Source organism: Parvularcula maris, from assembly GCF_024505085.1.
Lineage (GTDB): Bacteria > Pseudomonadota > Alphaproteobacteria > Caulobacterales > Parvularculaceae > Parvularcula > Parvularcula maris.
On record NZ_JANIBC010000018.1, the window covers coordinates 37,238 to 52,461 of the forward strand.

General features: G+C 59.4%; 15 protein-coding genes and 2 tRNA genes. 8 read left to right on the forward strand and 9 right to left on the reverse strand.

Annotated features, from left to right (window positions below; translation table 11 throughout):
- Nucleotides 1-812 precede the first annotated feature (812 nt).
- Nucleotides 813-1,982: a hypothetical protein gene (locus NOG11_RS13700; RefSeq protein ID WP_256620354.1), complete on the reverse strand. Its 1,170-nt coding sequence runs from the start codon at nt 1,980-1,982 to the stop codon at nt 813-815.
- A gap of 401 nt (nt 1,983-2,383) precedes the next feature.
- Between NOG11_RS13700 and NOG11_RS13705 the strand changes: the two genes are divergently transcribed.
- Entirely contained in the window at nt 2,384-2,938 is a 555-nt protein-coding gene (locus tag NOG11_RS13705; protein WP_256620355.1) for a hypothetical protein, read from the forward strand.
- Nucleotides 2,935-3,357 (forward strand): hypothetical protein, encoded by a 423-nt coding sequence (locus tag NOG11_RS13710; RefSeq protein ID WP_256620356.1) that lies wholly within the window; start codon nt 2,935-2,937, stop codon nt 3,355-3,357. The genes NOG11_RS13705 and NOG11_RS13710 overlap by 4 nt, the downstream gene beginning before the upstream one ends.
- Here the strand turns inward: NOG11_RS13710 and NOG11_RS13715 are convergent.
- Entirely contained in the window at nt 3,354-3,695 is a 342-nt protein-coding gene (locus NOG11_RS13715) for a hypothetical protein (RefSeq protein WP_256620357.1), read from the reverse strand. The two genes, NOG11_RS13710 and NOG11_RS13715, sit on opposite strands and share 4 nt — an antisense overlap.
- 91 nt (nt 3,696-3,786) lie before the next feature.
- On the opposite strand from NOG11_RS13715, the gene NOG11_RS13720 reads away from it, so the two are divergent.
- Both NOG11_RS13720 and NOG11_RS13725 read left to right on the forward strand, forming a co-directional pair.
- A complete protein-coding gene (locus tag NOG11_RS13720; RefSeq protein WP_256620358.1) occupies nt 3,787-4,437 on the forward strand; it encodes a hypothetical protein in 651 nt (216 codons plus the stop codon).
- A gap of 809 nt (nt 4,438-5,246) precedes the next feature.
- The gene (locus tag NOG11_RS13725; RefSeq protein ID WP_256620359.1) at nt 5,247-6,269 is read left to right on the forward strand and encodes a hypothetical protein; all 1,023 of its coding nucleotides are present in this window, start codon (nt 5,247-5,249) and stop codon (nt 6,267-6,269) included.
- Here the strand turns inward: NOG11_RS13725 and NOG11_RS13730 are convergent.
- Together NOG11_RS13730 and NOG11_RS13735 are read right to left on the reverse strand one after the other, a co-directional pair.
- Nucleotides 6,249-7,952 carry an Eco57I restriction-modification methylase domain-containing protein gene (locus NOG11_RS13730; RefSeq protein ID WP_256620360.1) on the reverse strand — a complete coding sequence of 568 codons (1,704 nt, stop codon included), beginning with the start codon at nt 7,950-7,952 and terminating at the stop codon, nt 6,249-6,251. The genes NOG11_RS13725 and NOG11_RS13730 overlap by 21 nt on opposite strands.
- Before the next feature lie 486 nt (nt 7,953-8,438).
- Nucleotides 8,439-8,515 (reverse strand) — tRNA-Asp (locus tag NOG11_RS13735).
- A 173-nt stretch (nt 8,516-8,688) separates the two neighbouring features.
- Between NOG11_RS13735 and NOG11_RS13740 the strand changes: the two genes are divergently transcribed.
- Nucleotides 8,689-9,801, forward strand: coding sequence for an S-(hydroxymethyl)glutathione dehydrogenase/class III alcohol dehydrogenase (locus tag NOG11_RS13740; protein WP_256620361.1), 1,113 nt, complete (start codon nt 8,689-8,691; stop codon nt 9,799-9,801).
- A complete protein-coding gene (gene fghA, locus NOG11_RS13745) occupies nt 9,801-10,640 on the forward strand; it encodes an S-formylglutathione hydrolase (protein ID WP_256620362.1) in 840 nt (279 codons plus the stop codon). Before NOG11_RS13740 ends, fghA begins: the two co-directional genes overlap by 1 nt.
- Before the next feature lie 3 nt (nt 10,641-10,643).
- On the opposite strand, the gene NOG11_RS13750 is transcribed toward fghA, so the two are convergent.
- The 4 genes from NOG11_RS13750 to NOG11_RS13765 are packed head-to-tail and all read right to left on the reverse strand — an operon-like array spanning nt 10,644 to nt 13,092.
- Entirely contained in the window at nt 10,644-10,844 is a 201-nt protein-coding gene (locus NOG11_RS13750) for a Trm112 family protein (RefSeq protein ID WP_256620363.1), read from the reverse strand.
- Nucleotides 10,845-10,851: 7 nt separating this feature from the next.
- Entirely contained in the window at nt 10,852-11,520 is a 669-nt protein-coding gene (locus NOG11_RS13755; RefSeq protein WP_256620365.1) for an LON peptidase substrate-binding domain-containing protein, read from the reverse strand.
- Nucleotides 11,521-11,575: 55 nt separating this feature from the next.
- Entirely contained in the window at nt 11,576-12,541 is a 966-nt protein-coding gene (trxA, locus tag NOG11_RS13760; protein WP_256620366.1) for a thioredoxin, read from the reverse strand.
- Nucleotides 12,542-12,591: 50 nt separating this feature from the next.
- On the reverse strand, nt 12,592-13,092 hold the full coding sequence (locus NOG11_RS13765) for a prolyl-tRNA synthetase associated domain-containing protein (RefSeq protein ID WP_256620367.1): 501 nt from the start codon (nt 13,090-13,092) through the stop codon (nt 12,592-12,594).
- A 205-nt stretch (nt 13,093-13,297) separates the two neighbouring features.
- On the opposite strand from NOG11_RS13765, the gene NOG11_RS13770 reads away from it, so the two are divergent.
- Both NOG11_RS13770 and NOG11_RS13775 read left to right on the forward strand, forming a co-directional pair.
- Nucleotides 13,298-13,372, forward strand: a tRNA-Gly gene (locus NOG11_RS13770).
- Nucleotides 13,373-13,496: 124 nt separating this feature from the next.
- Nucleotides 13,497-14,906 (forward strand): DUF6538 domain-containing protein, encoded by a 1,410-nt coding sequence (locus tag NOG11_RS13775; protein WP_256620368.1) that lies wholly within the window; start codon nt 13,497-13,499, stop codon nt 14,904-14,906.
- On the opposite strand, the gene NOG11_RS13780 is transcribed toward NOG11_RS13775, so the two are convergent.
- Nucleotides 14,881-15,224, reverse strand: a 344-nt coding sequence (locus NOG11_RS13780; RefSeq protein ID WP_256620369.1) for a hypothetical protein, incomplete at its 5' end; no start/stop codon positions are given. The genes NOG11_RS13775 and NOG11_RS13780 overlap by 26 nt on opposite strands.

A 15,224-nucleotide genomic window follows, 5' to 3' on the forward strand; every position in this document is an offset into this window, starting at 1 on the left:
GCTCAGGAATCACGGGGCAAGTTCGCTGCGAAACGGCTCTCTACTGGACGAAACTAGCCCCGTTGGTTCGGAACCTGGCTCGCATGCGGTTGACCCCCGTGCTTCTCCATTCTGTAATAGCAGCAGGCAGTGCGAAGGGCGTTCGATGACAGATAATGTGTTGCGGGATGCATGGAGTACGGGGCTCATGACCTCTATCGTGTTCATCCCTTTTGGCTTCGTCGTCTATTGGGTGGTCTCGCTATTCCATCCAGACGTCCTGCCTCCCTCTGGAGAACAAGCAGTTTTGGTGGCCATTATCGCTGTCAGTTTAGCAACCTACTGTTCGAACCAAGCGCAGAGTGAAAGACGGCCTCGCGTTGCAGCTGCGGGCACCGTCTTTGGCGGTCTCGGTGCCCTCGGCGGCGTTGTCGCAACTATATTCTACCCCGAGATTCGTGCGGCTCTCGGCCTTAGTTGAAGGGTTCAATAGCACTCCTGATTAGTGACACTTCACATGAGCCAGCTATTGCCGATTCGTTGTAACGCGCAATCAAGCCCGCTCGATTGAACATGCTGTTCGGTGAGACGGAATTTCGCCTATCGTACTGGCCAACGACGAAGCGAGGCAGCCGCCCGAACATTGAACTCCACCTCATCGCGCATTTTCACCCCAAACCGGCTGAGCGGGCAGCTCCGCCATGCCCTTGCGATCCTGTCTTCAATCGCAACGACCACGAGGCCTACGGCAATATCTTTCCCGCGCGATACTCGACATTCTGCGCTTAGAGCAATTGGGCATGACCCGGACCCCTACCGGGCGAGTCGACCGACTAAAACGTCCGCACGCGGCGTGCCCGCGCTACCAGAGCAAAGAGTCCTGTGGCCATGATCACGGCGCCTCCGGGAAGCGGGACTTCACCGGCCGAGGGACTGAAGGCCGCGCCTTTAAAGCTCGCTATCTGGGGGTCTGTGTATCCCTCGAGCTGAAGGTCGTTCCCTATGGTGATCAGAAGGCTGAACAGTGTCAGACCGTCGAGCGACAGGCCTAGAGAAGAAAGGTCCGCATCGGTGATCCCCGACAGCCCCGAGAGGTCGATGTCCTGAAGGCCCAGCTCGGCCAGGAACGAAGGCATCATGGCCAGGTAGACACCAGCATCATGTTGGTTTTGAAGCCGGTCGCCCTCGAACATCAGGTGGGCGTCAACCAAGGGGAGGAGCGCCTCATACTCTTCATCGACGATGGCCCCCAACATCTTCTCATAGGTATTGATACTGTGAAAACTGCTCGTTCCAAACCGGTCCATAGCTTCTTGGAAAGCGGTGCTGAACTCGTTTGCAAGAGGGTTGAATCCTTCCAACTCTACGAAAGATGTGTTGTAGGCAGGCACATTAAAATAGTCGAAGTCGGGTGGATCAAGCGCGCGCTTTTGATCACCCTGGGCATGCTGCTCAGTACGATTGGCGACATCCTTCACAAAAAATGATATCAGTTTGTCTTTAATGTTATCTACCAAATCATCGAGTGTGTTTGCGAATCGACCGAAAACGTCAGCAGTCAACTGATAACCATGTTTCTCGCTACAGCCGGATGAACCAGACAACATGCATTCGTTATAATCAAACCGTTTTGAGTTCGAACTCTGTGACAGCGTGACGGTGTCAATCAATACGGTTTCGCGGAAATCTACGGTAAGCCCAGGCGTAAAGCCATCCTCAATAGGAACGACGATCCGTACAAAGCTTTGGAGCTGGCCGACGAATGGCGATGGTTCGGAGAATGTCGTGCCCCGACTTGTTTCTTCGCAGGGTAGCGGATTGCCACCGATACGGCCCTTCGCGACTTGATCCGCCACGTAAGCTTCGGCTTCTTCGCACGAAGTGATCCCGAAAGGATTTGCCGAAGCCTTGGCGACAGTGACAGGCTTAGCTTCTGCATCTGGTACAGCGGAAGCTAACGCCCCGACGGTCGCAACAGCTGCCCATCCCCAATCGAACTTCACCACCATCTCCCCGCTCGATTAACTTCAGTCAAGTTAAACTGGTGAACAATTTGCTTCAAGGGCAAACCGCAGTCTCATGCAGTTTTGGGTTGTCCCTCTGATCGCATAAGGGGTGTCCGCATCGGTCGCGTAGGATGTAGGCAAGATATTCACGCTTGTTCATGCCTGCCTGTCGCTTCGACGATCAAACTTCTCGGCTCAACGGATCATGCAGCCTGCCGATCGCGTCCAGGCACCGTTCGGTCCGTCTGACTGCTTGTGGCGTAAGGTTCGCAATGACCTGTTCGCTGCTGCATGATCATCATTTGCCCCGCGAGCCCAAACGCTGGCGGACGCCCTGCCTCCCACCGCGTTATCATTCGTGCGCGCACGAACGCGCGGGACGGGAAGGAGACGGAAGGTTGCTTGAACTGCTGACGAAGAGGAGGCTGGCGGCCGAGGAGCGGCTGGCCGAGCTGAAGGGAAGGATCGCCGCCGCCGTGGCGGACGGCGACGACAGGACGCTGAAGGCTTTGAGGGCCGAACGCCGCGAGCTGCGGGACGAGGCCGAGGACCTGGACCACGGCGCCGAGCTGCAACGGTCCCGCGATGCGGATGCTGCGGCAGAGGCCGAACGTACGAGGCAGGCAGAGGCGAGGGCGGTCGCGAAGGAGGGCGCCGAGGCGCTCACCGTCGTGGCGCGCAACCTAGACGCAGCGTTCGTAGAGCTCGAAGAGGCGTTCCTAGCCTTTCGCGAGCAGGGGATGGAGCTGGCGCAGGAGCTGCGCCATGCGGGGCTGCACGATGGCAACAGGATCGTGAGGAGCCTGACGCCGAACCTCAGATGGGCGGCCTACCGCTCCGCTCCCCACTTCGCGCATGCGGCCGAGCTGCCGCGCGCTCCCGCCCACCGCCGCAGGACGATGGAGGAGCTGACGGGCACGATGCTCCCCGCCATTGAGGGGGAAGCGCAATGAACGGTTTGCTGACCTGCGAGAACGCCATCGCCGGGCTCGAACGGGCTGAGCGGGTGCGGGAGGAGCTGGAGAGGCGGAAGGAGGAGACCAGCGCGAGGCTCGCCTCCATCGCCGCCACCCAGGACGAGTGGGAACGGGTCGTGGAGCTCAGGCGGCAGATCGAGGCACTGGAGGCCGAGATGCCGAACGCCCTCGCGCTCCTACGTGGCGTGACCGAGCGGGTGGCGCTGCCGTCCGACCCCGAGCTCAGGAAGGCGTACCGCGCCGCAGAGCCGCGCACGGCGCTGCGCAAGCGTGCCGAGCGGCTGTTCGACGCCGCGATGAAAGTTGGCGATCAACAGCGCATGGCCAGCTCTTATGAACTCGTGCTCGAAGCGACAAACCTTCAGCAGGTCACGATGCGTAGGGCGACCACCTAGCCTCTCGCACGCGTGACCTTGGCTTCGGCATCGGTTTTCACAGGCTCGCCGTTCTTCCGCAGCCGAGTGCGATACCACGAGATGGAAGCCGGGGTGGGAGAGGAACCGGGGCATTTTTCCCGGACACGTGCCATGGTTTCTTCGTTGGTGAGGCCTTCCCTGATCGCCTCTTCTGCAACGTCTTTCACCAATGGGCTAGACGCCTCCGATCCTTCGCCACCGAATGCGCCTGCCAGTGTCGATCGGATGAGATCGGGCACTGTCATCGCTCGCATATCTGCAACCTGATGCATCGCTGCAAAAGTTCCTTCCTCAATGGAGACACTGATTTTCTTCAAGCTCACGCTCCCTTGAACGACCGCAGACAATCATTGATTGACTACCAGAATTTTGTCACTAGATTCTCCATACCAAACAAGGAGAACTCTTATGGATAGCCATCAATCGATCAATCAACCAACCCCAATGGACTCCGAGCTCAAGACAAAACTAATTGAGTGTCTTGCTCTGATGTACGTCGATGGGTTCGACTCACTCCGCGCGACGGAGCAACGCCGGGCTTTAGGTGTGGAAGCTATTGGACGACCTGATCCAAGCCGCGTCGAAATCGTTATCCACCGGCTGTCTGAGCTTGTGCACGGTAAGCTCTCCGACACTGATCAACTTCACATGCTAGCCTCACTTCAGAAAGCTCTAAAGGGCGTAGATTTGAAAGAAGAGTGGCGTTCAGCAATCGTCAGTCTCGCGAGGTCCACCATCACCGCAGAACGCCGATCGCGGGTTTCACTTCTCGACCTTTCTGCGCTAGAGAAGCCAGAAGACTTTTGGGCTTATGCCGCCGGTATCACCAACTCGCGCGGCTATATCGCTACTGTTCCCCGCGAGCTAGACGGTCTACTTGACACCGATCCGAGCGCTGACCAGCCGTATACCGAATTTAGCCCGAATGTTACGTCCTTGCTCAAGCAGTTTGAAGGCCTCAGTCCGGACGACCCCGAAAGCCCAATCAACGCTGACGATGAGGCTGATGAAGCCATGCGCCTTGGCGTCGTTCATTACCTGTTGGGACGGCTGAACTAGCGTTTTCAAGGTTAACATGATTTCGGCGATGCTGAGCTCCGTGTCTGCTGCTGGTTCTGAGCTGACTCTGGACGACGGGGGCTATAGCGAACTGATTCCGATCAGTGTACAAAACCACTAGGTTTGCTTCGGGTAGGCTTCCGTAGCTCGCTGTCATCGTCTCCACGCTCGCAGGGACCAATGTTCGCGCCACGCTCCCAGCGACCGCCGCCCACTCCGGACGGCGGCCGAGACTGGAGCATAGGCGATGAAGACCCTGAACGAAATGACCGGTCGCGAGTTGGTCGAGGAGCACAACAGGAGATGCGCGCCGGGGAGATGAGCTGACCTACTGGAAGCGCCCGAAGGCGGAGCTTGTTGCGATCGTCGACGCCCTCCGTGAGCCGAAGGTTGCCGACACCGAGCCGGACGCCGCCGATGAGGCCGACGGCCAAGACGGTCACGACACGGACGGATTCAGGAACCTGACCGAGATGGTCCGGCACCTGCTCGCCGAGACGGACATGACGTACCCGGCGATCGTCGAGGCGGTGCGGACCAGGTTCCCCGAGGCGCGGACGACCCGGCGTTCGGTGGCGTCGGTTGCGTGCGCAATGCGACGCTCGGGAAGCCAAATCGACCACCGCCGATAAACCAAGCCTATCAGCCACCAAGCGTCTGAAGTGGAGAGCTGAGCGGTGACCTGACGAGCTTCTTTATGCAGTGCTGGTCTGGCGGAATCACCATCGAAATGACATCCCTTGGGGATGTCTCAGTCTTCCACTCGCGCAGCATCTTTTCGAGTTCAACCCGACACGGGCAACAGGTTCGTGTCAAACATCCAGCGATCCAACCTTACCATCTATGATGAGATACCTGTCGGAGACCCAGATCTTTGGATACCAACAGGTGATCTTGAGCAGTTGCTTTCTGATTCTTTGATTGGAGCAAGCCTTGCGGGACTGCCAATAAGAACAAGGTCGAAAGTCGCGAAGAGCTGGGTAGCAGAAGCAATGGGCTATTCTGCACCGCCCAGCTTTCAAAAAACGCAGCCTCGTTTCCCTGGCCAGCTACTTGATACATATGTTCAAAAGGCTAATAACCTACAGATTTGGAACGAAGAGTTATCATCTGCTAGGCGCTATGTGCTGATCAGAGTAGATAGCGATGATGTAATCACACGAATAAAAGTTGTAAACGGTGACACATTGGCTGTGCTTGACACGACAGGCACACTCACTCAGAAGTATCAGGCGAGGTTTAGCGAGAGAGGCCAGGGTTGCCAGCTTTTCAGTTCCAGGGATACTGATTTGATTGAACCTCTATGCGATTCAGGTGCCGTGGGGTCAACTCAAAGGCGTCCAGAGGAACCGCCATCGGTCGAGGAAGGCATCCTACCAATTGCAGATCTCTTCGAGAAACTGCGCGCAATCGTCGGTAACTCATTCAAGGATTCTGGGGCCGTGTCGGAGAGAAGCCGCGGAGAAGCATTGCATCGACTCGTGTGTAAGGCCCTCGGGTATACACGTTATGGAGATAATGGGCAGTTCCCTGATGTTCGAAACCAGCTCTTGGAGGTAAAGCTTCAGACTTCCCCCACGATAGACTTGGGCCTCGTATTACCGAACTCAGATGAGTATCTCGATGTACCGCAGCTTGGTGGCCATCAGATCAGGCATTGTGATGTGCGGTATGCTGTTTTTGACGCGAAGACCGACGGGACAGCGGTGGCCGTGACTGGACTGGTATTGATTACAGGACGGGACTTCTTCAACCGGTTTGTTCAATTCCAAGGTCGTAGACTGAACAAAAAACTCCAAATCCCGTTGCCGTCAAATTTCTTCAGCGCTTAGGCCGAACGCTGACCAGACCAATAGATCAATCTGGTGATGGCGATGTTCGATATCGGCATCTGCCGGTTGAGCATGCGCATCCCTCGCATGCTTTACAATCGCCCTGCTTACATTCGATGCGGGATCTGGAAGTGGGAATTTCTCAACGTACTGAGTGATAAAGCGTCGCCTGCCGGCGTATAGTTTGTTTGGAAAGGAAGCGTCATAGTATTTCTCGATGAACGATGAGTTGCCAACGGCAACTGCAAGCCATAGTAGATCTTCACTACTTTGATCATCTACTGCTATCCAGTAGCAATCACCATTTACGACAGCACCTTCTAGGTCTATCCAAAATGTTGGTTCGTCAGCGATATCTCGAAACACGAGCTTAGGTTGTGACCAGGCACTCGGGTCTTGCGGAACCCAGAGCTCATACCACTTCCGTCCTGCCTCTAGGACATACTTACGTTTCTCTAGAGCTTCCTGATTCTGTCGGAGATAGGTCTCTGATCGTGGGTATTGAGAAATATCAACTGCGAATCTCTGCCCATTAGTCGAGCCATGTGGATATAGAATTTCTCGCTTCTTCTTGGGAATGCCCTCTCGATATCTCCTTGCAGAATGGTGAGTGATGAGGGGGCGTAACAGCTCGGGTGATCCTAACTGTTCCCAGTCTGATCGTATAAAAATCTTATCAGCGCACGTCTTTACGCCCACGCGCACCTTTCCGATGTCGCCGAAGTAAGAATCCGTGTGGTTTCGGACGGTTTCGAGCCAGCTGTCTACGCGCGAACTTGAAAGACGCCATACCCCGTCAGATGATCTACCATTGTCGAGTTTCCCATGCTGCACCATGAAAACTCGATCATCACTTATTCGGACGTTGCCCTCTGATGAAAGAGCGTCAATTGGATCGGATGCGACTTCGTCAGTTTCCCCGTCAGCTTCGTAGATGGAACTGAATACTATCTCCTCATCGTTCTGTGGACCGAGAAACAGAAGTGCAGGAAGGACCGCAGCATCGAAAATTTTTGTATCGCCTAAGTCAATTACCTTCTTGAGCCTTCTTTGTTCGATGAGCGACTTTCGCATAACGGCACCGGTCTTGGTGGACATGAAACGATTGGATACAATCAGACCAGCCGCACCTTTATTGTCCAAAATTCTGCCGATCGCGATTACGAACGCCTGATATAAATCAATTCGGCCAGAAAGGCCGAAGACCCGCGCAAGCTCCTTTGCCTGTTTCGTGCCTAGTATCTGAGTGCGAACATAGGGTGGATTCGCGACGATTAGATCGTACTTTGGTGGTTCTGCGGAGCTGAATAAATTACTACCTGCCAGTTTTTCGGCAATGTGCTCAAGAAAACTTCCATGCTGGACCTCAATTTTACATTCTGGGAATTGGTCTTCAACCCGAGCCCGAGCGATACTGAGAGACGATAGATCGGTGTCGAACGCAACGATTTCGCAATGCCGCCGCTCCTCAGGGGCCAGCGCGCGCAGGAGCGCTAACAGAAGCTCTCCATCGCCGACTGCTGGTTCCAAGATTCTAAGCCGGCTTCCCCGTTGGTTCCGCTCCTTTAGCGTTTGAGTTGCAAGGAAATTTGCCAGGAGCATCGGCGTGAACGTCGCGCCGGAAGACTTCTTCTCGTCAACCTCGCTGTAGCGATGAGAGAATTTGGGGAGAGGTGCGCTCATCAGGGTTCTCACGTGGAGTACGAATCGGAAAGGATGAGAGATGTTGCGGCGGACCGGCGGGAATGTACACGCCATAGACTCCCTCGGTTTTCCTCAGCCGGGCATTTCATCCAAGACGTCAGACGGTCAAAGGCTTAGTTCGAGCTTCGTTTCGCTCGCAACGCCTTCAAAGTTTTGATCTGGTTGTGCTTTTTGTCCCGAGGTCCCGACTTGTGGATCAAGAGGTCCCCCGTTCGAACCGGGGAGGCGGTACCACTCCCTTCCACGCAAATTGCAGTGTGCAGATCATTCCATGATGGAGCAGCTCGGCACATGTCTAGACGCCGACCATCTAACCAGACCAAGCTAGAACCGTNTCCACGCAAATTGCAGTGTGCAGATCATTCCATGATGGAGCAGCTCGGCACATGTCTAGACGCCGACCATCTAACCAGACCAAGCTAGAACCGTTTTTTGAAGAGAAACCAACACTTTCCCTTAGGAAAGTGGCGCGAGTGACGGGGCTCGAACCCGCGACCTCCGGCGTGACAGGCCGGCACTCTAACCAACTGAGCTACACCCGCGCTTGCTCCATATGGCGGAGCGAGAGGCGGGAGTAGAGAACGGGCGCGCTGGCGTCAAGCACTCTTCGGGAGAATTTTGAGACCCGCGGCGTCTCGACTGCACGGACCGTTTGAGGTGCGGGGCGGCAGGGCGCAAGGACGGCCCGTCTCAGCCCTCATCAAGGAGAACCGCCGTGAAGACCGAAGCCGCCGTCGCGTTCAAGGCAGGAGCGCCGCTCTCCATCGAAACGGTCGATCTCGAAGGGCCGAAGGCCGGGGAGGTGCTGGTCGAGATCAAGGCCACGGGCATCTGCCACACCGACGCCTTCACCCTTTCGGGCAACGACCCCGAGGGGCTGTTTCCGGCGATCCTGGGCCATGAGGGTGCAGGGGTGGTGCTCGAAGTGGGGGAGGGGGTGACGAGCCTTGCCCCCGGCGACCACGTCATCCCGCTCTACACGCCCGAATGTCGCCAGTGCGAGTACTGCCTGCACCCCAAGACCAATCTCTGCCAGGCGATCCGCTCGACGCAAGGAGCAGGACTGATGCCGGACGGGACCAGCCGGTTCTCCATCGGCGGGGAGAAGCTGCACCACTATATGGGCTGCTCGACCTTCGCCAACCACACGGTGTTGCCCGAGATCGCGCTGGCCAAGATCAGGCGGGACGCGCCCTTCGACAAGGTCTGCTATATCGGCTGCGGGGTGACCACAGGCGTCGGCGCGGTGGTCTACGACGCCAAGGTCGAGCCAGGCTCCACCGTGGTGGTGTTCGGCCTCGGCGGCATCGGTCTCAACGTGGTGCAGGGCGCACGGATGGTCGGCGCGGACCGGATCATCGGTGTGGACATCAACGATAGCCGAAGAGGGCTGGCCGAGACCTTCGGCATGACGGATTTCATCAACCCTCGCGGCATGAAGCCGGAGGATGTCGCGCCCCATATCGTCGAGATGACGGGCGGGGGTGCGGACTACTCCTTCGAGTGTATCGGCAACACGACCACCATGCGCCAGGCGCTCGAGTGCTGTCATAAGGGCTGGGGCGAGAGCACGATCATCGGTGTCGCAGGAGCGGGGGAGGAGATCTCCACCCGCCCCTTCCAGCTCGTCACCGGCCGGGTCTGGCGCGGCACGGCTTTCGGCGGGGCAAGGGGGCGTACGGACGTTCCGAAGATCGTCGACTGGTACATGGAGGGCAAGATCAATATCGACGACCTCATCACCCACAAGCTCAGCCTCGGTCAGATCAATGAGGGGTTCGACCTGATGCATGAGGGCGAGAGCATCCGCTCCGTGGTGGTGTACTGATGGCGGACCTCGTCAGCGAGACCCGCTGTTTCGGCGGCAGCCAGCGGACCTATGAGCACCGCTCGGATAGCTGCGGCTGCGCCATGCGTCTGGCCGCCTATGTCCCTGACCTGCTGGAGAGTGCGACGGCACCGGTGCTGGTCTACCTGTCGGGGCTGACCTGTACGGAGGAGAACGCGACCACCAAGGCCGGCTTCCAGCGGGTCGCCGCCGAGCTCGGCCTCATCGTCGTTGCGCCCGACACCAGCCCGAGGGGGGACCATGTTCCCGATGCGGAGGACGAGTACGACTTCGGCAAGGGCGCGGGGTTCTACCTCGATGCGACCGAAGAGCCTTGGTGCGAGAACTACCGCATGAAGAGCTACGTCACGGGTGAGCTGCTGAGGCTCATCGAAGGCGAGCTGCCTGCCGATATGGCGCGTGTGGGGATCACCGGTCATTCCATGGGCGGGCACGGCGCCCTGACCCTGCATCTCAAGAACCCCGAGCTGTTCAAGACGGTCTCGGCCTTCGCGCCGATCGTTGCACCTACGGAGGTTCCCTGGGGTCAGAAGGCGCTCAGCCGGTATCTGGGGGAGGACCCCTCCCGATGGGCAGCCTACGATGCTTCGCGCCTGGTGAGAGAGGCCCCGTCGGCGGCGGAGATACTCGTCGATCAGGGCACGGCGGACAACTTCCTGGAAGAGCAGCTCAGGCCGCACCTCTTCGAGGAGGCCTGCCGGGAGTCCGGTCAGAAGCTCACCCTACGGATGCAGGAGGGCTACGACCACTCCTACTACTTCGTCTCGACCTTCATTGAGGACCATCTCAGATGGCATGCGGAGCGGCTCACGGGCTGATCGTCAGCCTGCTGCCGGGTAATCATCCAGTTTGCGCGCTTCGCCTTCGAGCATGACCGGGATGCCGTCCCTGATCGGGTAGGCGAGGCCCGCCTGTTCGGAGACGAGCTCCTGCGCCTCCTTGTCGTAGCGCAGCGGTCCGCGGCTGACCGGGCAGACGAGAAGGTCGAGGAGGCGGGGGGAGAGGGCGGCGTCGTTCGTCATGGCCTGGCTACTGTAGCCGCTCCGAGACCTCGTCGTCACCCAGCTCGGAGCGCTTGGTGGCGATCGCCATCTGCATCAGCGCGACGAGGGCGTCGCCGCGCTCTTCGATGGATCGGGCTTCGAGGATGGCCTGCTTCTCGTCGGGCTCGAAGGGGCAGGACATGGAGACGGAGTTGATGATCGTCTCGGCGCTGGCGCCCTCGATCGAGTCCCAATCGGCACGAAGCCCGACCTCTTCGAGATACTCCATCAGAAGCTCGATGACGCGGTCGCGGAGGTGGGGGTTCTCTTCTGGCTCTTGATAGTGGTCGAGGGCGAAGGCGGACCAGTCCACCTCCGCCTCGCGGAAGCCGCCATCGGTGAGCTCGTCGCCTTCCAGGCGGAAGCGGCAGAGCCCGGTGAGGGTCAGGAGGAACCTGCCGTCGCCGGTCTCCATGAAGGAGGTGATGCGCCCCGCGCAGCCGATATCGTAGAGCGTGCCCTCGGGGTCGTCCTCGTATTTCGGACGCACCATGCCGATGAGGCGGCCATGGCCGAGCGCGTACTCGGTCATGGCCAAGTAGCGAGGCTCGAAGATGTTCAAGGGAAGCTGCGCCCGCGGCAGAAGCATCGCGCTGCGCAGCGGGAAGATCGGCAGCTTCGTCGGCAGAACGGCATCCTGTCGGTTGAAGTGCATAGCCCGTTTCCTGTCGCCAAACCGTCCCTCTGGCGCGGGGACGTCCCTAAGGGACTTAGCTGAACAGGATAGAAGACAAGCGCCGACGCCCCCTCTTCACCGCAGGGTGAGCGCCGCCCAGGGCGTCGAAGACCGTGAGAAGCTTCTGCCGCGCCGCGCCCTCGTTCCAGTCCCGGTCCTGCTCGATCGAGGCGAGGAGGGTGTCGATCGCGCCCTCCATATCGCCGCTGCCGATCTGGGCGTCGGCGAAACCGAGCGCGGCTTCGGGGTCTTGCGGGTTGGCGCGGTAGCGTTCGGCGGCCTCGTTCGCCTCGACGGAGACCTCGCCTCCCGCGCTGAGATCGAGCTGGGCCTGAAGCTGCGCTGCGTCCTGATGGGCGGTTTGAGCGGGGGTGAGCTGCGTCATCGTGGCGCGGGCCGCTTCGGCGTCGCCCGCCGCGAGCTGGCAGCGCGCGATGCCGACCAGCGCGCGGCCGTGCTCCTCACTGCCGTCCTCCGCCACATCCGCGATCTGCGCGTAGGCGCCCATGGCCCCCGGAAGATCGCCTCCCTCGAAAGCCTGTCCGGCAATATCCAGTAGCTGGCCGAGATCGGGTGCTCCCGCCTGGCCGCCTTGCAGGCCCATCTGGTCCGCGGCGGCGAGAATGCGGTCGAGGAAGCCGTTCACCTCGCTTTCGGGCACGGCGCCCATGAAACCGTCCACCGGCTGGCCGCCGATAAAGGCCATCACCGTGGGAAGCGACTGGATGCGAAGCTGTTGGGCGAGCATCTGGTTCTTGTCGGTGTCGACCTTGACCATCTTCACCCGTCCGCCCTTGGCGCGGATGGCCTTCTCCAGGATCGGGCCGAGGGTCTTGCAGGGGCCGCACCAGGAGGCCCAGAAATCCACCACCACTGGCGTGCTCATCGAAGCGGTGAGGACGTCCGCCTCGAAGGTCTCAATGGTGGCGTCCTTGACGAGATCGTCGCCTGCCGCGCCGGTTTGGGGGGCGTTGCCGCCTAGGTTCAGTGTGTTGGACATGGCGCTCACTCTATATGGGGCTATCGTTGAGGCACCAGATGGCCGCTCGATCAGGCTGCGGCAAGTCCGGCGGTCCGATGCTCCGCCGCGTGAAGCGCGACAAAGGCCTGCAAGTGCTCCGGCGCCATGCCGATCGAGGCGGTGTTGCGCAGCGGATGCGCCCAGACCGGCGAGGCTCGAAGAAGGGCCTCGTCGATCAGCACCATGCCGACCCGCTGGGCGCTGTCATTGATCAGCGCGAAGGGCGAGAGATGGCCGGGCTCCACCCCGAGAACCGTCTGCATCGTCTCAGGGAGGGCGAAGCTCAGCCTACTCTTCGAGCCGCAGAGGCGACCGATGGCCTGTAGATCGGCACGCCGGCTGCCCGGAAGGGTGGCGAGCACGAGCCTGCCGTCGCGATCGGTGAGAAGAAGGCTCTTCGACCGCCCCCCCGGCATGTCGGCCGCCAGCCTCTCGCTGTCGGCTACGGTCGCCGTGGCCTCGTGCTCGACCAATTCGTAGGGCAGGCCCATCTCGGCGAACCGTGCGTAGAGGCGATTCTCGGCATCCATGCTGAAAACCTACCCTTTATCGCCCCCGTTCTCAATTGATACTCCGCCTCAGAACGGCTGACGGCGGGGGTAGTATCGCTCGCGAAAGGTTTCCGGCTACCTCCGCGAAAGTTTTTTGCTCTGGCGCCAACGAAAGCCTTGCAAGCAGCACCCCGATTTGCTTTATGCGGGCTTCGCCGCCGATCGGCACCCGGATCGGCATTGAGCGGGCGTAGCTCAGGGGTAGAGCATCACCTTGCCAAGGTGAGGGTCGTGCGTTCGAATCGCATCGCCCGCTCCATTGTCGATCTTCCGTATTTTGATAAGCCGCTGATTTTCAGCGGCTTTTTTCTTGCTTAGTCCGTTTGGATCGCTGAGCGGCAGGTTTTGCTACATTTTCTTCTCGTTTTTTGCTACATTTTGGCATGGCGAAACGCGACGATCCCGACCGCTATCTGATCCGGCGAAACGGCTGGTGGCACTATCGGCGAATGGTGCCGAAACGTCTGCGCACGTTCTATGAGCGGGGCGATTTGTGGGTCTCTCTGGGCACTCGGGAACGCGATCAGGCCAGAGAGCGGCGGGACGCGCTCGCCGCCGCCGACGATGAACACTGGCACGTCCTCAAGGAGAAATTGCGGCTCGAAGCGGCGGGGCATGAGATGACCATCGAGGATGCGCTCAAACGCTACGAGCTGGCTAAGGCGCGGGCGCTGTCGTTGGGCTTTCGGTACAAGCCTGCGCACGAACTCGCTGACCCCGCAATGCTCGAGGAGTTGGTGCGACGGGCGCTTGCCGCGGGGGAGAGGTCGACTTCGAAAGGGGAGCTGCTGCCGAAGGTCGTCGAAGCCGTTCTTGGGGGTGTCGCCGAACCGCAGGTGACGGTCACGAAGGCGATGGAACTCTATCGCACGAAGATTGCGGTGGGCGAGCTTCGACAGAAATCCGACGCCCAGAAAAAGCTGTGGGAGCAGACCAAGGAACGCTCGGTGCGCTACTTTGTCGATGTGGTTGGCGACCTCCCCATGAACGACATCACAAGGGAGCACGCCCAGACCTATTTCGCCTGGTGGAACGACGAGATTACGCCGTCGGACAACAACCCCAAGCCGAAGTCGCCCAAGACGGCGGCAAGGCATTTCGGTGACATGCGAGATCTCTACAGGCGCTACTATACCTATCACGGTGAAGAGGGGCGCCTGAACCCGTTCCGCGAGCTGAACTTCAAGGACAAGAGGGCGAAGCGGAAGAAAAGGCCAGCCTTCAGCGACGAATGGGTCCGCACCCGCGTTCTCGACCGCGAAGCCTGGGCGGGCCTCAGCGATGAGCTGTTCCTCGTCACCATGATCCTCATCGAGACCGGGTGTCGTCCTGGCGAGGTCATCAACCTGCGCCCGCAGGACATTGTCCTCGCGGCGCCGGTGCCGCATCTTGTTATCCCTGTTCGTGATGACCGAGAGATCAAGGCGGCAGAGTCCGAGCGCGAAATCCCGCTCGTCGGCGTCGCGCTCGAAGCGGCGAGGCGGGCACCTCGCGGTTTCCCGAAATACCACGATAAGACGAACGCATTTTCGGCCGCGCTCGGCGCCGCGTTCAAACGGCGCAAGCTGTTCGAGACGACTGATCACGTGATCTACTCCTTCCGCCACAGCTTCGAGAGCCGGATGAAGGAGGCGGGTGTCGATTACGAACTTCGGTGCCTCTTGATGGGTCACGACATCAAAAGGCCGAACTATGGCGATGGGGGATCGATGGCCTATCGTGCCAAGGCGCTCGAAAAGATCGCTCACCCCTACGAGGAAAGCCTCTTCAGCGCTTTCGCCGGCAACGTTTGAGAACTTTTGCCCGGTTGAGCGTCTTTGTGCGCTCGGCGAGGTCGGTGGCGAGGCGATGTCGGTTCAGCCGCTCCTCTTCGACAAGCTGATAAAGAGGCGCATACTGATGACCAAAGAGTTCGACGACCATCGCGAGGATGTCGCTCGCGTCGCTCAGGTCATGATCCGAGATCGATGAAGCCTGACCTGAGGTCTGGTATGTCTCTTGAGAGAGCCGAGACTGCGACATGAACAAACACGGCGCGGGCACGCAAGGCGAAAGCGATCCTCGATCTAGAGCGGTTTCATCGAACGCAGAGTCGTTGAGGATTCCCACTG